This window comes from Sphingomonas sp. JUb134, from assembly GCF_004341505.2.
In the GTDB taxonomy this organism is placed as follows: domain Bacteria; phylum Pseudomonadota; class Alphaproteobacteria; order Sphingomonadales; family Sphingomonadaceae; genus Sphingomonas.
In genome coordinates this window covers 408,218-430,947 of the sequence record NZ_SLYP02000001.1, presented here as the reverse complement: position 1 = coordinate 430,947, position 22,730 = coordinate 408,218, and the positions used below count along the sequence as shown (strand labels likewise).

Sequence of the window (22,730 nt, the reverse complement as noted above, 5' to 3'; positions counted from 1 at the left end):
CGGCCGGGCTTCGCGGCCCACAATTTCTCTCTTAGCATTTAGGCTTGCATATGAACCCCTCCACCCAACGCTGTGGCCTCGTTGCCGTGGTCGGCGCCCCCAATGCGGGCAAGTCGACGCTCGTCAACGCGATGGTCGGCCAGAAGGTCGCGATCACCAGCGCCAAGGCGCAGACCACGCGCACCCGCCTGATGGGCATCGCCATCGAAGGCGACACGCAGCTGCTGCTGGTCGACACGCCCGGCATCTTCGATCCGCGCCGCCGGCTCGACCGCGCGATGGTCGCCGCCGCCTGGGAAGGTGCCGAAGGCGCGGATGCCATCGCCTTCGTGGTGGATGCCAAGGGCGGCCTCGGCCCCAAGGTGACGGACATCGCCGAGCGGCTCGCCCACCGCCGCGAGCCCAAGCTTCTGATCCTCAACAAGGTCGACATCGCCGACAAGCCGCGCCTGCTGACGCATGCCGCGCGCCTGAACGAACAGATGGGCTTCGACGAGACCTTCTTCGTGAGCGCGCAAACCGGCGACGGCGTGCCGGAGCTCAAGGCTGCGCTCGCCGCGCGCATGCCGGAAGGGCCGTGGCACTTCCCGGAGGACCAGGTCTCCGATGCCACCGACCGGATGCTGGCGGCGGAGATGACCCGCGAGCAGATCTACCACCAGCTCCACGCCGAGCTGCCCTATGCGATCGCGGTCGACACCGAGCTCTACAAGGAGCGCGAGGACGGGTCGGTCGAGATCCACCAGCAGATCCTGGTCGGGCGCGAGAGCCAGCGCGCGATCGTGCTGGGCAAGGGCGGGGCCCGCATCAAGGAAATCGGCGCCAAGGCGCGAGCCGAGCTCCAGACGCTGATGGGTGTGCGCGTCCACCTCTACCTCCACGTCAAGGTGAAGCCCGACTGGGAGGAGGACCGCACCCTCTATCGCGACATCGGCCTCGACTGGGTGGAGTGAGGCTCAGCGCCCGGCGAGCAGTTCCTCGACCCACTCCGGCACCAATCGGGTTGCCGGGCCGAGGCGGCTTTCCTCAAACCAGTGGCTGCCGGCCGAGGGTTCGAGGTTGAGTTCCAGGGTAGCGGCGCCGAAGTGCGCGGCCATTTGGACGAAGCCGGCGGCGGGATAGACCGCACCGGAGGTGCCGATGGAGACGAACAGGTCCGCGTCTGCGAGCGCCGCCTCGATGCGATCCATGTCGTAGGGCATCTCGCCGAAGAAGACGATGTCGGGGCGTAACGCCGCCGCGCCGCATGCCGAGCAGCCGCTGCCCGGAGGCAGCGCGCCCTCGTGCGGCATGCGGGTGCCGCACGCCGCGCAAAGGGCGGAGCGCAGCGCGCCGTGCATGTGCAGCAGCCGTTGCGCACCGGCGCGCTCGTGCAGGTCGTCGACGTTCTGGGTGACGATCAGCAACTCGCCCGCCCATGCGGCATCCAGGCGCGCTAGGGCCTGGTGCGCGGGGTTGGGCTCCACGGTATCGAGCGCCTCCCGCCGCGCATCATAGAAGCGGTGCACCAGTGCCGGATCCTGCGCCAGCGCCTCGGGCGTGCACACGTCCTCGACACGATGCCCTTCCCACAGGCCGCCGGGGCCGCGGAAGGTCGCCAAGCCGCTTTCGGCGGAAAGGCCGGCGCCGGTGAGAACGACGATGTTGCGGATGGCGTGCATGGGGAGGATCTAGCCCCGGGACGGGACAGCCGCCAATCCACAAACACGCTTGAAGCGGTGGCGGCGTACGACTAGCTGCGTGCCGCAATGCAACAAATGCTCGAACTAGCCCGTTCCACCCCCGTGAGTGACGCCCAAGAAGACCGCGCGAGCATCAGCGACATCCTGCGCTTCGCAATGATGCAGCGCATCTGCGTGTCGGTGGTGTACAACAACATGGACATGCTGCTCGCCCCCCACATGCTGTGGACCAAGCATGGCGACCTGCACGTCGATGCGGTCACCGTGGAGCGTGCCGGCGGGGCGCCCAAGGTGGCGAAGCTCGGCACCTTCAAGCTCGCCGGGCTGAACGGCGTCGCGCTGACCTCGCGCCTGTTCACGCCGTTCCCCGAGTTCAATCCCCAAGATCCGAAATACGCCGAGGCACCGGTCGCGCACGTCGCGGCCTGATCCGTTTCGCTGTCGCTTCCGCTTGTCGGGGGCGGCGGCTTTCTGCCATGAGCCGCGGACCGGTCGTCGAGGCGGGGAGCCGGTGCTCCCGACGCGCGTTGGGCCGCCGGGCACGGCAAGGCGGAGCATCATGGCAAGCATCGGCATCTATGGGCGGCTGGGCCGCATGGGACAGGCCATCGCCGCCGTCATCCCGGAGCTGGGCGCGACGCTGGCCGGTGGCGCCGATGCCGGCGAGAATCCGGAGGGCATCGCGCGCAGGGCCGACGTCCTGGTCGACTTCTCCGCAGCGGTTGCCGTCGATGCCCATATCGCCGCCGCCCGCGCTACGGCGACCCCGATCCTGATCGGCACCACCGGCCTGTCGCGCGCGCAGCATGCGCTGATCGACCAGGTCGCCGAGGAGATCCCGATCCTGCAGACCGGCAACACGTCGCTCGGCGTGGCGCTGCTGTCGCGCCTGGTGCGGGAGGCGGCCGAGCGGCTCGGTTCCGACTGGGACATCGAGATCGTCGAGATGCACCATCGCATGAAGGTGGATGCGCCGTCGGGCACGGCGCTGATGCTGGGCGAGGCCGCGGCCGAGGGCATGGGCGTCGAGCTGTCGGACGTGGCCGTCGTCGGCCGCGCCGGGTTGGTCGGCGCGCGGGCGCAGGGCACGATCGGCTTTGCGGCGTTGCGCGGCGGGCGCGTGGTGGGCGACCACCAGGTGATCTTCGCGGGCGAGGGCGAGCGGATCGAGCTCGGCCACCGCGCCGACGACCGCGCGATCTTTGCGCGTGGCGCGGTGAAGGCGGCCCAGTGGCTCGTGCAGCAGGCGCCGGGGCGCTACAGCATGGACGCGGTGCTGGGCCTTTGAAGCGGGCCGACGTTTTCGAATTCTACCGGCGGCTGGCCGAAGCCAATCCGCACCCCGAGACCGAACTCGAATCGGTCAACGACTTCACCCTGCTGGTTGCGGTCGTGCTCTCGGCGCAGGCGACCGACGCTGGCGTCAACAAGGCGACGCGCCGGCTGTTCGCCGAGGTCGACACGCCGGAGAAGATGGTGGCGCTCGGCGAGGCGGGGCTGAAGGAGCACATCAAGACCATCGGCCTGTTCAACACCAAGGCCAAGAACGTGATCGCGCTGTCTGAGGCGCTGATCGCCGAGCATGGCGGGAAGGTGCCGGCGAGCCGTGAGGCGCTGGAGAAGCTGCCCGGCGTGGGACGCAAGACCGCCAACGTCGTGATGAACGTCGCGTTCGGCGCGGAGACGTTCGCCGTCGACACCCACATCTTCCGGGTCGGCAACCGCACGGGCTTGGCCAAGGGCAAGACGCCGCTGGCGGTGGAACTGGTGCTCGACCGGGTGACGCCGCAGCCGTTTCGGCTGCACGCGCACCACTGGCTGATCCTGCACGGTCGCTATGTGTGCAAGGCGCGGACCCCGGAATGCTGGCGCTGCCCGGTGGTCGATCTGTGCGCCTACAAGCCCAAGACACCGCAGCCCGCGGCCCGCAAGGCCGCTGCTGGCGTCTGAACTGCCGAGCCCCACACGGCTGCCGGCCCTTGCGGACCGGCAGCCGGGGCTCTCCCAAGCGCGTTAGAAGCTGTAGGCGAGGCCCACCGAGCCCAGCCACTGATCGCGGTCGCCCGCGATGCTGGTCACGGGGCTTTCGGCGAAGTCGTTGAGCATGCGGCGATAGACGACCCCGCCGAACGCCTGCAGGCCGTTGCGCAGGTTGCCGGTCAGCGACACGGCGCCGGCCCCGCCCAGCGTCCAGTTCTTCCAGCCGCCGCGCGCGTTGTAGACGGGCAGGCCGCTATCCTCGCTCTGCTGCGGATTGATGCCGAAGTAGCTCTGCGCGTACCCCTTCTCCGCGCGCTCGGCCGCGACGAAGATGGTGACGACCGACTTGGTGCTGAGCGGCGTCATGTAGGTGACGGTCGGCGTGAAGATCCCGGCGGAGTGCGCCCCGGTCACGCCCTTGCGATAGCTGACGGAGGCGGAGAGACGATCGAACTCACTGGTGAAGACGCCGGTCTGGCCGATGCCGAGATAGCCACCGACCTCGAGCGCGGTCTTGCGCTTGCCGAGCGCCTTGATGCGCTCGTCGTCGATGCTCTTGGTGCTGCTCCGGTTGAAGTTCAGCGCCGCGACCGGACCGGCCTGAAAATCGAGGCCGGGGCCGAAGTTGTCCGCAATCAGGTCGACGCTCAGCCGGTTGCCCGCGAGCAGGAAGTTGAAGCCCGAAACTCGGCCGATGCCGATCGGGACCGGCGTAAAGCTGTAGTCGTCGGAACCCTCATAGTCCGTCAGGATCGCGCCGCCCAACCCGAGCACGGCGTAGTCGCTGCCGTCATCGTTATTGTGGATGGTGGTGGAATCACCGTCCTGCGCCAGTGCAGGAGTGGTGCCGAGGGCAGAAAGTGAAAGCACCAGCGCGGCAGAGGCGGTGCGGAAGATCGTAGTCAAGGACAGGTGCCTTTATGGAATGTTGCTGGAGCGTAACGCCGCGCAACACCCTTGGCTCCCGGGGTTCCGCTCAAAACAGATAACGGATCTTTACCTGTTGCCGATCGGCATCACCTGACAGCGCGAACTGCGCGGCGGCGAAGCGCGGCGGTCCGAAGCCGAGGCCCGGATTGTTGGAAAAGCCGAAGCCCTCGCGCGGGATACCGGCAAAGGTGTCGAGCTTGCCGTTGCCGTTCTCGTCGTGGATCACCGAGAGCGCATAGGTGCCCGGCACAAGCCCTTGCACGCGGATCACATGCTCGCCGGCGGGGACGGAGCGGGTGATGGCATGCGCGTCCTTGGCACAGCCGGGAAAGCTTTTCGGGTTCGCGGTCACGCACAGACGGATCATGCCCTTCGAAGAGCGCAACTGGTTGAGGGTGACTTCAAGCTCGGTGGTCGGCGTGGCTCCCGTCAGCAGCACCAGTCCCGCTGCGCCCCAGCCGAACCGTATCGCTGTTGCGCACGCCTGCTTGATCATTCCTGTTCTTTCCAAAGCTGCCGAGTCCGTCATCGGTGCCGCACAGGCGGTCCCAGAAGCGGAAATAGAGGCCGAAATTGCAGCCATAGCGCTGGTGGTGGCGCTGATGATGGCTGGCCGTGATGAGCCACCCGCCGAGCGGCCCGGCCCAGACCGCGCGCGGGAAAATCTCCCACCCCATGTGGTTGGTGACGCCCATCACCGTCATCACCGTCAGCACCACGCCCAGCGCCCCGACATGGATTGGGATCAGGAACACCAGCAGCGGGATGACGAAGGCGCCGGTCAGCGCCTCGATCGGGTGGAACGCCATCGCCGCCCAGGCCGTCGGTGGCCGGCTGGCGTGGTGGACCGCATGCGCCACCCGGAACACGCGCGGGCGGTGCATCCAGCGGTGGCTCCAGTAGAACCAGGTGTCGTGCGCGAAGAGATAGAGCAGCACCGACAGCGGCAGCCACCACAAGGGCCGGTCGTGCACGTCGGTGTAGATCCGGGTCCAGCCCCGGTTCTGCCAGCCCCAGGCGACGACGCCGGCCGGGATGCCATAGATGGCGGCGGAGATCAGGCTCCAGCGGATCTCCTTCACGATCTGCCGGTCGAGTCCCTGGTAGAGCCCCGGCTGGCGCAGCCGCGTCGCGAACGCGAAGCCGCCGGACGCGAGCAGGTAGCGCACGCCCACGATCGCGGTCATCGCAAGCGCGGACAGCAGGATGGCGAGGGCAACGGACATGGGCGGGCTTTAGCGGTTCCGTCGGCCCGGCGCCATGGCGCGCTGCCCTTTCGCCGCTCGGCAAGCTCCGCTAGGCGAGGGGCATGCCGACCCATCATCACTGCGATCTGGCGATCCTGGGCGGGGGACTCGCCGGAGGACTGATCGCGCTGGCGCTGGCCGAGCGCCGGCCGGAGCTGTCGCTGCGGCTGGTGGAGGCGGGCGAGCGGTTCGGCGGCAATCACCTGTGGTCCTTCTTCGACAGCGATGTCGCGGCGGCCGATCGCTGGATCATCGAGCCGATCGTGGGCCATCGCTGGCAGGGCTATGATGTCGCTTTTCCAAACCACCGCCGCACGCTCGACGCCACCTACAACAGCGTGGAATCGGAGCGGCTGGATGCGGTGCTACGCGCGACCCTGCCGGACGACGCGCTGCTCACCGGCCGGCGCGTGGTGGAGGTGGGGGCGACCGGCGTGGTGCTGGACGATGGCAGCCGGATCGACGCCAAGGGCGTGATCGACTGCCGCGGCCCCGGCGACCTGTCGCGCCTCCAATGCGGATGGCAGAAGTTCGTCGGGCAGGAGCTGGTGCTGGAACAGCCGCACGGGCGCGCCCGGCCGACCGTGATGGACGCGCGCGTCGAACAGCTCGACGGCTACCGCTTCGTCTATTGCCTGCCGCTGGGCCCCGACCGGATGTTCGTCGAGGACACCTATTACAGCGACGGTCCCGAGATCGATGCGGCGGTGCTGCGGCAGCGCATCCGCGCCTATGCCGAGGCGCAGGGCTGGCACATCGCCGAGGTGGCGCGCGAGGAGCGGGGCGTGCTGCCGGTCGCGTTCGGGGGCGACTTCGACGCCTATTGGAACTCCACCCCGCCGGTCGCGAAGGCGGGCATGCGATCCGGGCTGTTCCACCCGCTGACCGGCTATTCCCTGCCCGACGCGGTGCGGACGGCGGCGGCGATCGCAGGGGCGCGCGATCTGTCCGCCGCAGGCCTCGCCGAGTTGACGCACGGCCTTGCGCGCACGACATGGCGTGCGCGGGGATTCTACCGCATGCTTACCGCCATGTTGTTCAGGGCAGCGAAGCCTGAGGCGCGCTATCGTGTGCTGGAGCGTTTCTATCGGCTGGACGCGGGACTGATCGGACGCTTCTATGCCGGCCGGTCGAACTGGGCGGACAAGGTGCGTGTGCTCGCCGGCAAGCCGCCGGTCCCGGTGGCACGCGCGGTACGGGCGATTTGGGACATGCAGGCTGGCGGCCGGGAGAAACGGACTTGAGAACGGCAACGGTGATCGGCGCAGGATTCGGCGGCTTGGCGCTCGCCATCCGCCTGCAATCGGCCGGGGTCGAAACGACGCTGATCGAAGGCCGCGACAAGGCCGGCGGCCGCGCCTATGTGTTCGAGCGCGACGGCTTCACCTTTGACGCGGGCCCCACGGTGATCACCGATCCCGACTGCTTGCGCGAGCTGTGGCAGCTGTCGGGGCACGAGATGGCGTGGGACGTCACGCTGGAACCGGTGACGCCCTTCTATCGGCTCAACTGGGCGGACGGCACCAACTTCGACTATTCGAACGACGATGTGTCGCTGCGCTCGGAGATCGCCAAGCTCGATCCGCAGGACGTCGACGGCTACGCGCGCTTCCTGGAATACGCCAAGGGCGTGTACGAGGAAGGCTATGTGAAGCTCGGCGCCAAGCCGTTCCTCGACTTCCGCTCCATGCTGAAGGCGGCGCCGGCGCTGGCGAAATACCAGGCGTGGCGCTCGGTCTATGCGATGGTCTCGACTTTCGTGAAGAACGAGAAGCTGCGCCAGGCGCTGAGCTTCCACACGCTGCTGGTGGGCGGCAACCCGAGCACGACGAGCGCGATCTACGCGCTGATCCACAAGCTGGAGCGCGACGGCGGCGTCTGGTTCGCCAAGGGCGGTACCAACCAGCTGGTCTCGGGCATGGTCGCGCTGTTCGAGCGGCTGGGCGGCACGCTGATCCTGGGCGATCCGGTGACCGAGATCGAGACGCTGGGGGATCATGCCACCGGCGTGGTGACCCGCAGCGGCAGGCGCATCGCGTCGGACGCGGTGGCGAGCAACGCCGACCTGATGCACAGCTACAAGGACCTGCTGCGCAACTCCCGCAGCGCGCGCCGGACGACGGCACGGCTGGAGAAGAAGCGCTTCTCGCCGTCGCTGTTCCTGGTGCATTTCGGGATCAAGGGCACGTGGCCGGGCATCCCGCACCACATGATCCTGTTCGGCCCGCGCTATCAGGGGCTGCTGTCCGACATCTACGACCATGGCGTGCTGTCGGAGGATTTCTCGCTCTACCTGCACCACCCGACCGTCACCGATCCGAGCCTGGCGCCCGAGGGGCATTCCACCTTCTACGCGCTGGCGCCGGTGCCGCACATGGGCAAGCTGCCGATCGACTGGGACACCATCGGCCCCATGTACGAGAAGCGCATCCTGGACGAGGTCGGCCGCCGGCTGATCCCCGACATCCACGATCGGATCGTCACCAAGTTCAGCTATGCACCGCCCGATTTTGCAAAGGACCTCAACGCGCATCTGGGCTCGGCCTTCTCGCTGGAGCCGATCCTGACGCAGAGCGCCTTCTTCCGCGCGCACAATCGCGACGATCATATTCCCAACCTCTATTTCGTGGGGGCGGGCACGCATCCCGGCGCCGGCATTCCGGGTGTGGTGGGAAGTGCGAAGGCGACCGCCTCGTTGATGCTGGAACGCGGCCGCTGACCCGCGGCTGCATCGACATTCCAAGGATAAATTACGTGAAGCGACTGGCCATCTATTGCGGTTCGGCGACCCCGTCGGACCCCGTCTACATCGACAATGCGCGCTTCGTCGGCCGCACGCTGGCGGAACGCGGCATCGGCGTCGTCTATGGCGGCGGCCGCCTCGGCCTGATGGGCGCGGTGGCGGACGGCGCGCTGGAGGCGGGCGGCGAGGTGATCGGCGTGATCCCGACCGCGCTCGTCAATGCCGAGGTCGCGCACCGCGGCTGCACCGAGCTGCACATCGTCGAGACGATGCACCAGCGCAAGCAGGCCTTCACCGACCTGTCGGACGGCTTTGTGACCATTCCCGGCGGCACCGGCACCATGGACGAGCTGTGGGAGGCGATGAGCTGGGCGCAGCTCGGCTATCACACCAAGCCGGTCGGACTGCTCAACGTCGCGAACTATTACGACGGGCTGATCGCGTTCGTGGACAAGATGGCCGAGGTCGGCTTCCTGCGGCCGATGCATCGCGACATCCTGCTGATCGACGACCAGCTCGATTCGCTGCTCGATCGCATGGCCGGGCACAAGGTTGCGCGGCCGATCTTCTCGATGTCGAGCAGCGAGCTCTAGCTTCATGACCGCCGTGGTGCATGCCGATCGCCCGAGCCGCGATGCGATCGTCGCCACCGCGCGTGAGACGATTGCGGCGGGATCCAAGAGCTTCGCCGCGGCGAGCCGGCTGTTCGACCGGCGGACGCGGGAACGTGCGTGGCTGCTCTATGCCTGGGCGCGGGCGTGCGACGACCTGGCCGACGGGCAGGAGCTCGGCCATGGCATGACGGCGGTTGCGGATGCTCCCGAGCGGCTGGCGGAGATTACTGCCAAGACGAACGCCGCGCTGGCCGGCGAATGGGTCGGTGATCCTGCGTTCGATGCGCTGCGGATCGTGGCCGCCGAAGCCCGGCTGCCGCCCGCGCTGGTGCATGACGTGATCGCGGGCTTTGCGCTCGATGCCGAGGAGTGGCGCCCGCGCAGCGAGGACGACCTCTACCGCTATTGCTACCATGTCGCCGGCGCCATCGGCTGCCTGATGGCGGTGGTGATGGGAGTCGATCCGGCCGATCAGGACACGCTCGACCGTGCGTGCGACCTCGGCATCGCGTTCCAGCTGTCCAACATCGCGCGCGACCTGGCGGAGGATGCGGCTGCGGGGCGCTGCTACCTGCCGGTGGCGTGGCTGGTCGAGATCGACGCGCCACCGGGCGAGCATATGAAGCCGCACCTTCGGCCGCGGATCGCGATGCTGGCGCGGCGGCTGGCGGACCAGGCCGAGCGCTATGAGGCAAGTGCGCGCGAAGGCACGCCTGCACTGCCGTTCCGCGCCGCTTGGGCGGTGCTAGCGGCGGCCGACATCTATGGCGGGATCGGGCGCGCCGTCAGGGCGCGCGGGGAGCATGCCTGGGATCACCGCGTGACCACCTCCAAGCCGCAGAAGATCGCCGCGATCGCGCGGGCCTTTGCAGCCGCGCAGGGGCGGGCGAAGCGCTATCCGCGGACGCCGCGCGATCCGGAGCTGTGGACGCGGCCTCGGCACGGGTGAAGGGGCGGCTCGCAGGCTGAGGGCTACGACCGGCAGCCACGCGGGCTTGCCTCCAGCCGCTGCATCAGCGGCTTCGCACGTCACGCTGGATCTGACTTCCGCCAGGTTGACGATGCTTGTCTTGGGAGGGGTAACCGCCTCCGGTTCCCGGCCTGAGCCTGGGAACCGGAGCAGTTGTGGTGCGGTCGAGAAGACTCGAACTTCCACGGCCTTTCGGCCACAACGACCTCAACGTTGCGCGTCTACCAGTTCCGCCACGACCGCACATGAACACCGTGGGGAGAACCCCCGGCTGGTAGGCGAGCGCCCCTAGCAGTCGATTCGGCGGCATGCAACCGACTTCGCGATTTTCCTGCGGCGGATGGTGCGCCGGAGCCCTTTTTTGACGCGTGCCGGCGGGATGCCAGGCGTTCCGCTTTGCCGAACCCGCCGCTAGGGCTCTGTCCGTCGCCTCTTGTCCTTGAGTATTCCCGTGTCCTCGAATCCCGTTGCCGCCTCTGATGCTCCCTCCCCCCGATCCGAGGTTCGCCGGCTGCTGGCGCTCGCCTGGCCGGTGATGCTCACCAGCCTCAACTGGACGCTGCTCCACGTGACGGACGTGGTCGTGGTCGGCCTCGCAGGCACGGACGAGGTGGCGGCGCTGGGTGCGAGCCGGTCGCTGACCTTCGTCGGCATCGTCGTGGTGCTCGGCTGGCTGTCGGGCGTGCTGGTGTTCGCCGCCCGCGCGGATGGTGCGCGCGACCTGCCAGCGACCGGCCGGGTGCTGCACGAGGGGTTGGTGGCGGCGCTGCTGCTCGGCCTCACGAGCGGCGGCGTTCTGCTCGCCTTCGCGGAGCCCTTGTTGCGACTGCTCGGGGTCTCGCCCGATCTTGCGCCGGCAGCTGCCGCGGTGGTGCGCGCCATGGCCTTTGCCTATCCCTTCCAGCTGCTCACCATTGCGGCGAGCTTCTTCCTGGAGGGTATCAGCCGTCCGCGGCTGGTGACGGCGGTGAACCTGGGCGTGCTGCCGATCAACGCGCTGCTCGCCTGGGCACTGGTCGGTGGGCATCTGGGGCTGCCGGCACTGGGCGCGGTCGGCGCGGCGGCGGCCACCGCGATCGCATCGGCGATCGGAGCGATCGTCCTGCTCGCGTGCGTGCTGCGGCTGCCGGACAGGGCGGTCCGCCACGTCGGCCGCTGGCGCGGGGAGGCGGCGCCGCGCTGGTCGGGCGTGCGCGCGCTACTGGGCTTCGGGCTCGTGCCGGCGATCGCCTCCGGGCTGGAGCTGGTCGGCTTCGCGGTGCTGATCGGCTTGTCGACCCAGCTCGGCACCGAAACGGCGCACGCCTTCCAGATCGTGTTCTCGATCCACAACGTCACTTTTGCCGTGGCGCTGGGGCTGGGCTCGGCCGCAGGGGTGCGCGTCGGCAATGGCGTGGGAGAGGGCGTGCCGCACCGCGCGATCCAGCGGGGCGTGGTCGCTGCCGTCCTGGCCGCCGCCGCGACCGGGCTGCTCGCGCTGGTGCTGCTCTTGTCCGCGGGCTGGATCACCGGCCTGTTCCCCGCGACGGCCGACGTGCACCTCCTTGCCGGCGCCATGCTGCTGCGCTGGGCGCCCTTCATCCTGTTCGACGGGGTGCAGGTGGTGCTGGTCTATACGCTGCGGGCGCTCGGCGATCAGGTGATGGCGGGCGCCAACAGCATCCTCGCCTTCTTCGTGGTTACCGGCGGCGCGGGCTGGCTGTTGGTCGGGGCGGGCGTCGGCCCGCTGGCGCTCGCCTGGGCATCGGGCCTCGGCATGCTGGTGGCGGCGCTGCTCCATGGCGCGCGGCTGGCACAGCTCGCGCGCCGGATGGGCAAGGTTTCCGGGCCACCGCGGCCCGGCGCCAGTGCCTAGAGGCCGTTCACGAAGCTGAGTTCGAGCATCTTTGAGTTCGCCGGCACGTCGAGCTTCGCCGAGTTGAACAGGATGGTGCCGCTGGGCCCCAGATCCCGCTGCGACGGCGTGATCGTCCAGCTGTAGACGACGCGCTCCTGCTGATCCTTCAGATCGACGCGGATGTCGGGCACGCGCTGACGCTCGCCGGTGGGGTTCACGACCTTGCCGGAAATGGCGAACAGCTCGTTGCCGCTGGACAGGTTGCGGCGCTCGATCTGCTTGTCGGCGAACAGCAGCGGCGTTTCGATCTTGCCGATCGGCAGGCCGACCTTGGCAGCGATGCCGGGCGTGCCGAGATAGAGGATGGCGGCGATGCCGATGAGCATCGCGACGCTGGCGGCGACGGCGGCCGCGGTCCAGCGGCGGAACGGATTGCGGCGCGGGCGGAACGGCGGGCGCGGCGCAAAGGCGTCGTAGCGGCGCGGCTCACCGCGCTCGGCACGCTCGCCCTCCGGATCGACATAGCGGTGCGATGGCTGGGCGGCGGCGGGCGAGGTCGCTTGCGCAGCCGGTGCGGGTGGCGCTGCCGGTGTCGGCGCGGCAACCGGCTCGGCCATCGGGGGAGACGCTGCCGCGGCCGGTGCGGGCTCCTGCGCGGGAAGTGCCTCCGCCGCGCCCAAGTCCAGCAGCGGTGGCCGCTGGAACCAGCTGTGCTTGCAGCTTGCGCAGCGGACGGTGCGTCCGTCGGGCCCGATCGCATGGTCGGGCACCACATAGCGCATGTGGCATTGGGTGCACTCGAGGATCATCGACGCGGCAATTCCGATCTGGGCATAGCGATCCTAAGCATGCGGAAAGCCGTGCTGGCAAGGGTGCAGCAGCGTCCCCCGCTTGAGCAGGTCCGGCGGCTGTGCGATGGCGGCGCCCGCGAAGCTTCAAACGGGGTGGCCGGCGCCAGCGATGGCCAATATCGTACAGTTTGAGAATGTCGGCCTTCGCTACGGCAATGGGGCAGAGACGCTGTCGGACGTGAGCTTCACGCTGACGACGGGCTCCTTCTATTTCCTCACCGGCGCGTCGGGTGCGGGCAAGACTTCGCTCTTGAAGCTCCTCTACCTCGCCCAGCGGCCGAGCCGGGGGGTGATCCGGCTGTTCGGCGAGGATGCGGTGACGCTGCCGCGCGCGCGCCTGCCGGGCTTTCGCCGGCGGATCGGCGTGGTGTTCCAGGACTTCCGCCTGGTCCCGCACCTGTCGGCCTATGACAATATCGCGTTGCCGCTGCGGGTGGCCGGTGTGCCGGAGGCGGACGTGGCGGTGCCGGTCAACGAGATGCTCGCCTGGGTGGGGCTGTCCGACCGGGCCGACGCACCGCCACCTACGCTGTCGGGCGGCGAGCAGCAGCGCATCGCGATCGCGCGCGCCGTGATCGGCCGGCCCGAAATCCTGGTCGCCGACGAGCCGACCGGCAACGTCGATCCCGATATGGCGGAGCGGCTGCTGCACCTGTTCGATTCGCTCAACCGGCTGGGAACCACGGTGGTGGTGGCGACCCATGACTATGAGCTGCTCCAGCGGATCCCGGCTGCGCGCATGATGCGGCTGGAGAGGGGCAAGCTGATCGATCCCACCGGCCAGATGCGCTTCCCGCCCGCTTCCGACGGGGTGCGCTGATGGCGATGCGCGCAAGCGACCGGCGCCTGCTGGGCGACCGGCAGGGACGCCGCACCATGGTGTGGATCATGGCCATCATGATCTTCCTGACGGTGCTGGCGGCCGCCATGGGCCTGTCGGTGGCGGGTGCCGGCAGCGCGCTGGACCGGCAGCTCGCCGGCCGGCTCACCGTGCAGGTGGTGGAGGCGGACGCCGCCAAGCGCGATGCCGCGGTCGCACGGCTGCTCGCCGGGCTGCGCAAGGCACCGATGGTGACGCAGGCCGTCGAAGTGGACCGGGCCGAGCTGGCCGAGCTGATGCGCCCCTGGCTCGGGGAGGCGGGGCTGAACGCCGACCTGCCGATCCCGGCGATGGTGGACGTGGACCTGCGGCAGAGCGACGACACGGCGGTTGCGGCCGTGACCCGCATCGCCCACGCGGCGACGCCGGCTGCGCGGGTGGACTGGCACGCGAGCTGGCTGGCGCCGGTGCGGGGTTTCCTGCGCACCCTTGGCTGGGTCGCATTCGGCTTGGTCGCGGTGATGGCGACCGCGACGGCGGCGGTCGTGCTGCTTTCCGCGCGGGCAGGGCTGGACACGCACCGCGGGACCATCGACATCCTCCACATGCTCGGCGCCACCGATGTCCAGATCGCCCGCTTGTTCCAGCAGCGGATCGCCGTCGACACGCTGACGGGCGGGCTGATCGGCACCGTCGCGGGTCTCGCGGTCGTGCTGGTGGTGGGACTGCAGATCGGCGGCCTGGAGTCGCAGGTGCTCGCCGGGCTCGCGCTGTCGACGGCCGACTGGCTGCTGATCGTCGCCACCCCGATCGCCTTCATGCTGCTGGCGATGGTGGCCGCTCGCATCGCGGTGCTGCGCGCGCTGGGGCAGGTGCTGTGATCTGGCGGCTGTTCTCGGTGGCGCTGATCGCCTGGGTGCTGGGCTTCGCGCTGTTCACCGTCGCGCTGCCTCGGCCGGCACCGGATGGGCTGGTGACCGACGCGGTGGTCGTGCCGACGGGCGCGCCGGGCCGGATCGACCGCGGCCTGGCGGTCGTGCGCGCCGGCAACGCCAAGCGGATGCTGGTGACCGGCGTCGACCCGGACGTGCGCCCCGGCGAACTGGCCGTTGCCTACAAGGTGCCGGCGCGGGTGTTCGCCTGCTGCGTGGACCTGGGCCATGAGGCGGTCGATACCCGCTCCAACGCCGACGAGACCGCCGACTGGGTTCGGACCCACGGCTATGGCACCGTGCGGCTGGTGACGTCGGACTGGCACATGGCACGCGCCGCCCTGGAGCTTCGCCACGCGCTCGACGATCGGGTGGAGGTGATCGCCGATCCCGTCCCCGGCACGCCGCGCTTCGGCATCCTGTTCGACGAGTACAACAAATATCTGGTCCGGCGCGTGGTCCTGTGGCTGGGGCTGGGCGTATGATCGCATGGCTGCGGACGCTTGCGTTCAACTTCGTCTTCTATGCCCTCACGATCGCCATCGTTCTCGCCGCGCCGCTGGTCGCGCTGGCGGGACCCCAGGCGCTGCGGCGCCATGCGGAAGGGTGGGCGCGCGCACAGGGCGCACTCGCCCGCTGGCTGCTCGACATCCATGTCCGGATCGAGGGGGAAATTCCCCAAGGACCGTTCCTGTTCGCGGCCAAGCACCAGGCGATGTTCGAGACGCTGGAGCTGGCGTGGCGGATCGGCGCGCCGGTGATCGTGATGAAGCGCGAACTGACCCAGATTCCGTTCTGGGGCCGTGCGGCGCAGCGCTACGGAAGCATCGGTATCGACCGGGCGGGCGGCGCCGACGCGCTGCGCGCGATGCTGCGCGAGGCCAAGGAGGCGCGCCGCGCCGGCCGCGCGGTGCTGATCTTCCCGGAGGGCACCCGCGTCCTGCCGGGCGAGACGCCGCCGCTGCGCTCGGGCTTTGCCGGCCTCTACAAGGCGCTGGCGATGCCGGTGGTGCCGGTCGCGCTCGACAGCGGGCCTTTGTGGCCGCGCAAAGGCGTGAAGCATGCGGGCATCATCACGCTGCGCTTCGGCACGCCGATCCCGGCCGGCCTCTCCCGCGCCGAGATCGAGGCGCGGGTCCATGCCGGCATCAACGCGCTGGAGCCGGCGTTCTCCGCCGACTGAGGCGTCAGATGCCGGCGTACCAATCGTAGTCGGCGATATCCTCCCACAGCCCTCCCTTGCCGCCGGCGATGCCGTCCAGGCTCGCCACCGCCTCGATCCGCTCGATGTACTTGGCGTGCTTGTAGCCGAGCTGGCGCTCGACCCTGAGGCGCAGCGGCGCGCCGTTGGGGATCGGCAGCAGCGCATCGTTCATCGCCCAGGCGAGGATCGTCTGCGGGTGAAAGGCGTCGATCAGGTCGATCGATTCGTAATAGGGTCGCCCGCCCAGCCGGTCGGCGCAGTGGAAGACGATGTAGCGGGCTTGGTCGCGAAGGCCCGCGAGGTTGAGCAGACGCGACAGGCGGGGGCCGCTCCACTTGCCGATCGCGCTCCAGCCCTCCACGCAGTCGTGGCGGGTGATCTGGGTCCGCGCCGGCATCGAGCGGATCTGTGCCATCGAGAGCGACAGCGGCCGCGCGACCAGGCCGTCGACGGCGAGCCGCCAGTCGGCGAAGTTGCTGGCCGCATGCGCGGCATAGGCAGCCGAGTCGGGCCGTGCGGTGCCGTTGGAGCGGAAGATCGGCGAGCGCTGATCAGGGCGGTATTCGGGCGCGAGCGCGTTGCGGGCGGTGAGCCCGCGCTGCAGCCAGCGCTGCGCGTCCTCGCCCTTGAACAGCAGGCCACGAACGGCGGGCGACTCGCCCAGCTGGTCGCAACCGGAAACGAGGCCGGCGGCGCCTGCGGTCATGCCGGCGAGCACGCGGCGCCGGGTGAGGATGCGGCTCATGGCTGCTCCTCTTCGGGTACGCGCCACCAGCCGGTGATCATCGAGCGCACTTCGTTGATCGGGCCGGCGAGGATCACCAGTACCAGGTGCACCACCGTGAAGAGCGTGATGGCGGCGGCGGCGAGGAAGTGGATCGAACGGGCCGAAGCACGGCCACCGAACAGGTCGAGCAGCCAGGGCCAGGCCGCGTTCATGCCGGGCGAGAGGGTGAGGCCGGTCAGGATCACCACCGGCAGGGCGACGAACAGGATCGCGATATAGCTGAGCTTCTGGAAGCTGTTGTAGTCGCGCGGCGCCTCCGGATCGTGGAAGCGGAAGGCCAGGTGGGCGCGGAAGTCCGCCGCCAGGTGCCGCCGTGACAGCTCGCCCCGGCGGATCGTAAGGTCGCGCGAGAGATGGCGGTTGAGGAGGCTGCCGATCAGGAAGATCAGCAATCCGAACGCGAGAACCAGCGCGAAGAACAGGTGCCAGCGGCGCGCGAGCGCGAGATTGTAGGTCGACGGGATCGTGATCCAGCCGGGGAACCGATCGAACCGGATCCAGGCGTGGTCGAAGTTCGCGCCATACTCGCCCCAATAGAGCTGGGGGTGGGCGTTCAGGATCATGAGCCCGCTGCCGATCATCACGAAGATCGCCACGGCGTTGACCCAGTGCCACAGCCGCGTGAGCGGACGGTGCCGATAGACGGCGCGGGGCGGCTGGCGGCTCACCGGCGGGACGATAGACCGTGCGGCCGCCTGCGGGTAGCCCCCCGGCCGGCTTGCGCGTTAGGATCGGGCATGACCGACTTCCACTTCTACGAGCCCGCCGACGGGCACCGCCTGCCGCACGATCCGTTCAACGCGATCGTCGCGCCCCGTCCGATCGGCTGGATCAGCACGCTGGGTGCCGACGGCCGCCGCAACCTCGCGCCGTACAGCTTCTTCAACGCGTTCAACTATCGGCCGCCGCTGATCGGCTTCGCCTCCCAAGGCCGCAAGGACAGCCTCGCCAATTGCGAGGCGACGGGCGAGTTCGTCTGGAACCTGGTGACGCGTGCGCAAGCAGAAGCGATGAACGCGAGTTCGGCATCGGCCGATGCGGACGAGTTCACGCTTGCGGGGCTGGAGGCGCTGCCCTCCCGCCTGGTGGCGGCGCCGCGGGTGGCGGGCAGCCCGGTCCAGTTCGAATGCAAGGTGACCCAGATCGTCCGGCTGGAGACCAAGGAAGGCCGGGCGCTGGACCAGTGGCTGGTGCTGGGCGAGGCAGTCGGCATCCACATCGACACGGCGCTGCTGGAAGACGGCATCTACCAGACCGCCCGTGCGCACCCGATCGTACGGGGCGGCGGCCCGGCCGATTACTTCGAAATCGCCGAAGACGCGCTGTTCCACATGCGCCGGCCGGCATAGAAGGCGCTCGCACTCGTGCTGCGACATCCGTATTCTGATCTCATGACGGACCAGGATCGAGCTTCCGAGACAGAAACCTACTGGCGGGATGGCTATGTCCCGCTTCGGGGGTTATTTCCACGCGAGATTCTCGACGCCTTCTACATGCGGATGCGCGCCGATTTGGAGGCGGCCGGCAGGCCACTGCAGTCCTTTGTGGCGGAAGGACCGTTGCTGCGCGGGCGGGCCATCGAGCTTTACGCGTACCAGTATGCCCCGATGCTAGCTTTTCTCTGGGGGCTAACCCCGCGCATGGCCCAGGCGACAGGGCGGGCGCTGCTGCCCACCTACGCCTATTTCCGGGCTTATTAGCAGGGGGACATCTGCCGAGTCCATTATGACCGGCCTTCCTGCGAGCACAGCCTCTCGCTGACCATCGCCTATGGGGAGGACAAGCCCTGGGCGCTCTCCGTCGCGACCGAGGCGGGGGAGCGGCCGACGGGTGAGGTGACGGAAGATTTCGGATCGCGCAGATATGGATCCGTGGCAATGGCGCCGGGCGATGCCGTCCTCTACCAGGGAACGCACCGGCTGCACGGGCGGCTTGAGCCCAATCCGAACAGCTGGTCCGCGCACCTGTTCCTGCATTGGGTGGAACGGGATGGCCAATATGCCGAGCATGCCTTTGATCGGCCGGCGATCGAGCGGGCGATGCGACGGCCGGGCTGATCAGCCGTAGGCGCGCCAGAAGAAGGCGGCGGTGGTGACGCCGGTCACCGCCATGGTCCAGAGCCGGATGGTGCGCGCCGACAGGCGATCGCCCAGCCAGGCGCCGCCCCAGCCGCCCAGGATGCCGCCCAGGAGCATGGGGATGCAGGCTGCCCAGGCGACCATGCCAAAGGCCGCGAACACGCCGGCGGCGGCCAGGTTCGCAGTGGCGAGGATCAGCGTGCGGGGTGCGGCCATCCGCTTGGGATCGGTGCCGACCAGCAGCCCGAAGACCGCCGTCATCATCATGCCGATGCCGCCCCCGAAATAGCCGCCATAGACGCCGAGCAGCAGCTGGGCAGCGATCAGCGTGCGCGGGCCGATCGTTGCATGGGCACGCAGCCAGGCGGCGCCGCGCTGGCCGGCAGCGATGGCTCCGAACGCAAAGAGCAGCAGCCAGGGGACGATCACGTCGAACGCCGTTGGCGGTGTCACGACCAGCAGATAGCTGCCGACCAGCGCCGCCACGAAGTTGACGCTGTTCAGCAGCCGGATCGAAAGGCCGCCCAGCGGCGCGAGTCCGCGGCGGTAGGTCCAGGCGCTCGCCATGGCGGCAGGCTGCATCGCGACGTTGCTGGTGGCATTCGCAATCGTGGCGGGGAGCCCGATCCCGACCAGCGCCGGCATGGTTGCGAAGGCGCCCCCGCCGGCGAGCGCGTTCATCGCGCCGCCGACACAGCCGGCCAGGGCGGCAAGCCCGATGACACTCCAGTCCATGACGGGCTCAGCCGAGCGCCGCCATCTTCTCCTCGGCCTCGCGATCCAGCTGCGCGCGGCTCTTCTTCTCGGCGGCGGTTTTGAGCTGGCCGCAGGCGGCGTCGATGTCGCGGCCGCGCGGGCGGCGCACCGGCGCGGAAATGCCCGCTTCGAACACGATGTCGGAAAAGGCGTTGACCCGATCCGGCGTCGAGCATTCGTACGGCGCACCCGGCCAGGGATTGAACGGGATCAGGTTGACCTTGGCCGGCAGCTGGTACTTGCGCAGCAGGCGGACGAGCTCGTGCGCGTCGGCGTCGCTGTCGTTCTTGTCCTTGAGCATCACATATTCGAAGGTGATGCGCCGCGCGTTGTTGGCGCCGGGATAGTCGGCGCAGGCCTGCAGCAGCTCCTCGATGCCGTACTTCTTGTTGAGCGGCACGATCTCGTCGCGCACTTCTTTGGTCACGGCGTGGAGCGAGACCGCCAGGTTCACGCCGATCTCCTCGCCCGCGCGCGCCATCATCGGCACCACGCCAGAGGTGGAGAGAGTGATGCGGCGCTTGGACAGGGCGAGACCGTCGCCATCCATGACGATCTGGAGGCCCGTCTTGACCTCGTCGAAGTTATAGAGCGGCTCGCCCATGCCCATCATCACGATGTTGGTGAGCATGCGCCCTTCCGGGCTCGACGGCCATTCGCCGAGCGCGTCGCGCGCGAGCATCACCTGGCCGACGATCTCGCCCGCGGTCAGGTTGCGCACCAGCCGCATCGTGCCGGTGTGGCAGAAGCGGCAGTTGAGCGTGCAGCCCACCTGGCTGGAGACGCACAGCGTGCCGCGGTCGGCGTCCGGGATGAACACCATCTCGTAATCCTGCCCGTCGGGCGAGCGCAGCAGCCACTTGCGCGTACCATCGGACGAGACCTGCGCCTCGACCACCTCCGGCCGGCCGACGACGAAGCGCTGGGCCAGCCACGGGTGCTGCGCCTTGGCGATGTCGGTCATTGCCGAGAATTCGGTGGCGCCGCGGTTGTAGATCCAGTGCCACAGCTGCTTGGCGCGAAGCTTCGCCTGTTTCGGCTCCATGCCCGCAGTTTCCAGCGCCTCGCGGATCGCAGGCTTGGACAGCCCGACCAGGTCGACGCGGCCGTCGGGGCGCGGCGCCTTGGCCGCGGCGCGGGGCACGGGCACGGGATCGATGTGCCCCGGAATGGGCATCGGCGGCGTCGACACTGTCAGCATGGGCGCGCATATAGTCGAATTTGCAGGCAATTTCCATGCCCGCCGCTGGCCTCGTTTCGGGACAGGCTACCCGGGCAGGCAGGCGAGTGCCGCCGCGTCGATCGCGGTCGCTGCGCCCTTCAGCGCATAGACGTCCACGAACGGACGGCCGCCCTCGGCCAGGCTCTCCACGCTCATGCTGCGCGCGGAGCGCATCGCGGACACGATCGCGCGATCGGCGGCGGCGTCCGGCGCCCAGGCGTCCAGCGTTCCGGCGCGCAGCGGGAAGCGACGATCGCCGACGGAAAGCGTCACTTGCGCCGAGGGCGCACGCCGCCGGCTGAGCCGAAGGTGGAGTTGGCTGCGGGCGTGGGCACCGGGCCAGGTCGCGACGCTGGCGAACGGATAGAGCGCGGTCCGCCGCGAGATCGGCTTCGCGATCGCATAGCAGCGCCGTGGGGCGGCGTCGGCGAAGGCGCCCCAGCGCTCGAAGATGCCGAGGGTGCGCCGCGCCGGCGATGCGGCAGCCGGCACCTGCGCGAGTGCGGCTGCCGCCAGCAGCGTTGCGATCATGCCGGCGCCGAGTGCGCGATGTCGCCGCTGCCGAGATGCACGACCGTCTCGACGCCGTGTTCGATCCGGACGATCGAACCCTGCGGCAGGTCGGGCGCGACGGGCGCGGCGAACTGCGGCATCACGTCCAGGCCGGTCATGACCCCGCGCAGCACGCGGCTCGACATACCGTGCATGATCACCAGCCGGTCGCCGGGATCCTCGGCGGTATCGGCAAGCCAGCCCGACACCCGCGCCGCGATGGCATCATACCACTCCCCGCCCGGCGGCGGGCGGCGGTAGAGGCGATGCTTATAGTCCATGAAGTCGGGCGATTCGGCCGCGACATCGCGATAGTAGCGCCCCGTCCACTGCCCCATGCCGATCTCGACGAGCCGCGCGTCCGTGCGTGCCTGGTGCCAGTCGAGCTCGAGATGTTCGGCGATGATCGCCAGCGTCTGGAGCGCGCGGCCCGCGGTCGACGCCCACAGCGTCAGCTTCGGCTTCGGCCCGAGCAGCGTCCGAAGCGCGGCCCCCATCGCATCCGCCTGGGCAAAACCGGCGCGCGTGAGCGGAATGTGGAGGTGGTCGCCCTGCATGCGCCGGGCCACGTTGTAGACCGTCTCGCCATGCCGCGCGATGAAGTCGCGCCCCTGCCGTGCCTTGTTCACCATGGCCCTGCTTTCAAGCCCCTGTTGCGCGAATGCAACGAAAATCCCTGTTTAGCTGGGGTTCATGAAACCTGCCGGCGCGTCGCCTATTTGAGCGCTGTGCCCGGCGTACCTCGGGCAGCAATTCAGGAGTTTGTTATGCGTTACGTCGCTCTGGGCCTGCTGGCCGCTTCCTCCGCATTCGCCGCCCCGGCGATGGCGCAGGACGTCAACCCGAACTTCACCGGCCCGCGCGTCGGCGTGGTCGCGGGTTATGACGCGGTTCGTCCGGGCAGCAGCGAGGATTCGGATATCGACGGCGACGACCAGACCGTGGACGGTTTCCTCTATGGTGTGGACGTCGGCTATGACTTCGCCGTTTCCGGCGCCGTGCTGGGCCTCGAGGCGGAACTGACCGACTCGACCGGCAAGACCAAGACCGACACGCGCGATCCGAACTACTTCGGCTATGGCCGCGTGGCACCGGGCCGCGACATCTATGTCGGCGTGCGCGCCGGTATCCTCGCGACGCCGCAGACCCTGGTCTATGCCAAGGCCGGCTACACCAACGCCAAGCTGAACGTGCAGGGCGTGAACGGCGACGTGGACCTCGACCGCAACTATGAGCTGGACGGCTATCGCGTCGGCGCCGGCGTGGAGCAGTCGATCGGCACCAACACCTATGCCAAGCTCGAGTACCGCTACTCGAACTATTCGAGCGCGGACTTCCGCTTCGACGGCAACACGACCGACAGCTTCGACGTGGATACCGACCGTCACCAGGTGCTGGTCGGCGTCGGCATGCGCTTCTAAGCGAGCGCCGCTTGCCGCGCCGTCAGGGCCATACCCCGCAGACGGCATGCGCAATCGGAAACAAGGAGGGCCGGAGCAGCTTGCTCCGGCCCTTTTTTGCGCGC

General features: G+C 69.0%; 28 protein-coding genes and 1 tRNA gene. 17 read left to right on the top strand and 12 right to left on the bottom strand.

Translation table 11 applies throughout. The features are described 5' to 3' along the window. The first annotated feature begins 50 nt into the window (after positions 1-50). Positions 51-953 (top strand): GTPase Era, encoded by a 903-nt coding sequence (era, locus tag EDF69_RS01860; protein ID WP_132882871.1) that lies wholly within the window; start codon positions 51-53, stop codon positions 951-953. Between the two features lie 3 nt (positions 954-956). Here era and EDF69_RS01855 read toward each other — a convergent pair whose 3' ends face one another. Beyond that, a complete protein-coding gene (locus EDF69_RS01855) occupies positions 957-1,661 on the bottom strand; it encodes an NAD-dependent deacylase (RefSeq protein ID WP_132882870.1) in 705 nt (234 codons plus the stop codon). A 123-nt stretch (positions 1,662-1,784) separates the two neighbouring features. Here EDF69_RS01855 and EDF69_RS01850 point away from each other — a divergent pair, with 123 nt between their 5' ends. From EDF69_RS01850 to nth, 3 genes are all read left to right on the top strand, one after another. After that, entirely contained in the window at positions 1,785-2,111 is a 327-nt protein-coding gene (locus tag EDF69_RS01850; protein WP_239433888.1) for a hypothetical protein, read from the top strand. A gap of 130 nt (positions 2,112-2,241) precedes the next feature. After that, positions 2,242-2,970: a 4-hydroxy-tetrahydrodipicolinate reductase gene (gene dapB / locus EDF69_RS01845; protein ID WP_132882869.1), complete on the top strand. Its 729-nt coding sequence runs from the start codon at positions 2,242-2,244 to the stop codon at positions 2,968-2,970. After that, the gene (gene nth, locus EDF69_RS01840; protein WP_132882868.1) at positions 2,967-3,632 is read left to right on the top strand and encodes an endonuclease III; all 666 of its coding nucleotides are present in this window, start codon (positions 2,967-2,969) and stop codon (positions 3,630-3,632) included. Before dapB ends, nth begins: the two co-directional genes overlap by 4 nt. A gap of 63 nt (positions 3,633-3,695) precedes the next feature. On the opposite strand, the gene EDF69_RS01835 is transcribed toward nth, so the two are convergent. The 3 genes from EDF69_RS01835 to EDF69_RS01825 form a co-directional block, all read right to left on the bottom strand. Then, complete coding sequence (locus tag EDF69_RS01835) at positions 3,696-4,568, bottom strand: MipA/OmpV family protein (protein WP_239555251.1); 873 nt, start codon at positions 4,566-4,568, stop codon at positions 3,696-3,698. A gap of 70 nt (positions 4,569-4,638) precedes the next feature. Beyond that, the gene (locus EDF69_RS01830; protein WP_132882867.1) at positions 4,639-5,088 is read right to left on the bottom strand and encodes a DUF2141 domain-containing protein; all 450 of its coding nucleotides are present in this window, start codon (positions 5,086-5,088) and stop codon (positions 4,639-4,641) included. Beyond that, positions 4,994-5,818 carry a sterol desaturase family protein gene (locus EDF69_RS01825; protein ID WP_132882866.1) on the bottom strand — a complete coding sequence of 275 codons (825 nt, stop codon included), beginning with the start codon at positions 5,816-5,818 and terminating at the stop codon, positions 4,994-4,996. The genes EDF69_RS01830 and EDF69_RS01825 overlap by 95 nt, the downstream gene beginning before the upstream one ends. A gap of 83 nt (positions 5,819-5,901) precedes the next feature. Between EDF69_RS01825 and crtY the strand changes: the two genes are divergently transcribed. Genes crtY through EDF69_RS01805 form a run of 4 tightly spaced genes read left to right on the top strand, consistent with a single transcriptional unit; the run spans position 5,902 to position 10,145 of the window. Next, positions 5,902-7,083: a lycopene beta-cyclase CrtY gene (crtY, locus tag EDF69_RS01820; RefSeq protein ID WP_132882865.1), complete on the top strand. Its 1,182-nt coding sequence runs from the start codon at positions 5,902-5,904 to the stop codon at positions 7,081-7,083. Continuing rightward, positions 7,080-8,558, top strand: coding sequence for a phytoene desaturase (locus tag EDF69_RS01815; protein WP_132882864.1), 1,479 nt, complete (start codon positions 7,080-7,082; stop codon positions 8,556-8,558). Before crtY ends, EDF69_RS01815 begins: the two co-directional genes overlap by 4 nt. A gap of 35 nt (positions 8,559-8,593) precedes the next feature. Then, complete coding sequence (locus EDF69_RS01810; protein WP_132882863.1) at positions 8,594-9,175, top strand: TIGR00730 family Rossman fold protein; 582 nt, start codon at positions 8,594-8,596, stop codon at positions 9,173-9,175. Positions 9,176-9,179: 4 nt separating this feature from the next. Then, positions 9,180-10,145 carry a phytoene/squalene synthase family protein gene (locus tag EDF69_RS01805; protein ID WP_204991288.1) on the top strand — a complete coding sequence of 322 codons (966 nt, stop codon included), beginning with the start codon at positions 9,180-9,182 and terminating at the stop codon, positions 10,143-10,145. Between the two features lie 177 nt (positions 10,146-10,322). On the opposite strand, the gene EDF69_RS01800 is transcribed toward EDF69_RS01805, so the two are convergent. Further along, positions 10,323-10,409, bottom strand: a tRNA-Leu gene (locus EDF69_RS01800). 208 nt (positions 10,410-10,617) lie between these two features. Here EDF69_RS01800 and EDF69_RS01795 point away from each other — a divergent pair. After that, a complete protein-coding gene (locus EDF69_RS01795) occupies positions 10,618-12,021 on the top strand; it encodes an MATE family efflux transporter (RefSeq protein ID WP_425336570.1) in 1,404 nt (467 codons plus the stop codon). Here EDF69_RS01795 and EDF69_RS01790 read toward each other — a convergent pair. After that, positions 12,018-12,812 (bottom strand): MJ0042-type zinc finger domain-containing protein, encoded by a 795-nt coding sequence (locus tag EDF69_RS01790; RefSeq protein ID WP_132882862.1) that lies wholly within the window; start codon positions 12,810-12,812, stop codon positions 12,018-12,020. The genes EDF69_RS01795 and EDF69_RS01790 overlap by 4 nt on opposite strands. Positions 12,813-12,963: 151 nt before the next feature. Here EDF69_RS01790 and ftsE point away from each other — a divergent pair, with 151 nt between their 5' ends. The 4 genes from ftsE to EDF69_RS01770 are packed head-to-tail and all read left to right on the top strand — an operon-like array spanning position 12,964 to position 15,789. Continuing rightward, on the top strand, positions 12,964-13,674 hold the full coding sequence (gene ftsE / locus EDF69_RS01785) for a cell division ATP-binding protein FtsE (protein WP_132882861.1): 711 nt from the start codon (positions 12,964-12,966) through the stop codon (positions 13,672-13,674). Then, positions 13,674-14,555, top strand: a complete 882-nt coding sequence (locus EDF69_RS01780; RefSeq protein ID WP_132882860.1) for a cell division protein FtsX — start codon at positions 13,674-13,676, stop codon at positions 14,553-14,555. Before ftsE ends, EDF69_RS01780 begins: the two co-directional genes overlap by 1 nt. After that, on the top strand, positions 14,552-15,091 hold the full coding sequence (locus EDF69_RS01775; RefSeq protein WP_132882859.1) for an ElyC/SanA/YdcF family protein: 540 nt from the start codon (positions 14,552-14,554) through the stop codon (positions 15,089-15,091). Before EDF69_RS01780 ends, EDF69_RS01775 begins: the two co-directional genes overlap by 4 nt. Next, on the top strand, positions 15,088-15,789 hold the full coding sequence (locus EDF69_RS01770) for a lysophospholipid acyltransferase family protein (RefSeq protein WP_239555249.1): 702 nt from the start codon (positions 15,088-15,090) through the stop codon (positions 15,787-15,789). The genes EDF69_RS01775 and EDF69_RS01770 overlap by 4 nt, the downstream gene beginning before the upstream one ends. 4 nt (positions 15,790-15,793) lie before the next feature. Here the strand turns inward: EDF69_RS01770 and EDF69_RS01765 are convergent, their stop codons facing one another. Next, a complete protein-coding gene (locus EDF69_RS01765) occupies positions 15,794-16,555 on the bottom strand; it encodes a molybdopterin-dependent oxidoreductase (protein ID WP_132882858.1) in 762 nt (253 codons plus the stop codon). Continuing rightward, positions 16,552-17,265 carry a cytochrome b/b6 domain-containing protein gene (locus tag EDF69_RS01760; protein ID WP_132882857.1) on the bottom strand — a complete coding sequence of 238 codons (714 nt, stop codon included), beginning with the start codon at positions 17,263-17,265 and terminating at the stop codon, positions 16,552-16,554. Before EDF69_RS01760 ends, EDF69_RS01765 begins: the two co-directional genes overlap by 4 nt. A gap of 69 nt (positions 17,266-17,334) precedes the next feature. Here EDF69_RS01760 and EDF69_RS01755 point away from each other — a divergent pair, with 69 nt between their 5' ends. The 3 genes from EDF69_RS01755 (at position 17,335) to EDF69_RS19505 (ending at position 18,654) form a co-directional block, all read left to right on the top strand. Beyond that, entirely contained in the window at positions 17,335-17,946 is a 612-nt protein-coding gene (locus tag EDF69_RS01755; protein WP_125959461.1) for a flavin reductase family protein, read from the top strand. Between the two features lie 42 nt (positions 17,947-17,988). Next, complete coding sequence (locus tag EDF69_RS19510; protein ID WP_239555247.1) at positions 17,989-18,297, top strand: hypothetical protein; 309 nt, start codon at positions 17,989-17,991, stop codon at positions 18,295-18,297. 177 nt (positions 18,298-18,474) lie between these two features. After that, a complete protein-coding gene (locus tag EDF69_RS19505; RefSeq protein ID WP_239555245.1) occupies positions 18,475-18,654 on the top strand; it encodes a hypothetical protein in 180 nt (59 codons plus the stop codon). Here the strand turns inward: EDF69_RS19505 and EDF69_RS01745 are convergent, their stop codons facing one another. From EDF69_RS01745 to EDF69_RS01730, 4 genes are all read right to left on the bottom strand, one after another. Further along, positions 18,655-19,410 (bottom strand): sulfite exporter TauE/SafE family protein, encoded by a 756-nt coding sequence (locus tag EDF69_RS01745; protein ID WP_125959460.1) that lies wholly within the window; start codon positions 19,408-19,410, stop codon positions 18,655-18,657. 7 nt (positions 19,411-19,417) lie between these two features. Then, entirely contained in the window at positions 19,418-20,632 is a 1,215-nt protein-coding gene (rlmN, locus tag EDF69_RS01740) for a 23S rRNA (adenine(2503)-C(2))-methyltransferase RlmN (RefSeq protein WP_132882856.1), read from the bottom strand. A gap of 66 nt (positions 20,633-20,698) precedes the next feature. Then, positions 20,699-21,184 (bottom strand): hypothetical protein, encoded by a 486-nt coding sequence (locus EDF69_RS01735; protein ID WP_132882855.1) that lies wholly within the window; start codon positions 21,182-21,184, stop codon positions 20,699-20,701. After that, entirely contained in the window at positions 21,181-21,837 is a 657-nt protein-coding gene (locus EDF69_RS01730) for a histidine phosphatase family protein (protein ID WP_132882854.1), read from the bottom strand. The genes EDF69_RS01735 and EDF69_RS01730 overlap by 4 nt, the downstream gene beginning before the upstream one ends. Positions 21,838-21,972: 135 nt before the next feature. Here EDF69_RS01730 and EDF69_RS01725 point away from each other — a divergent pair, with 135 nt between their 5' ends. Beyond that, positions 21,973-22,626, top strand: a complete 654-nt coding sequence (locus tag EDF69_RS01725; protein WP_132882853.1) for an outer membrane protein — start codon at positions 21,973-21,975, stop codon at positions 22,624-22,626. Positions 22,627-22,730: the final 104 nt, after the last annotated feature.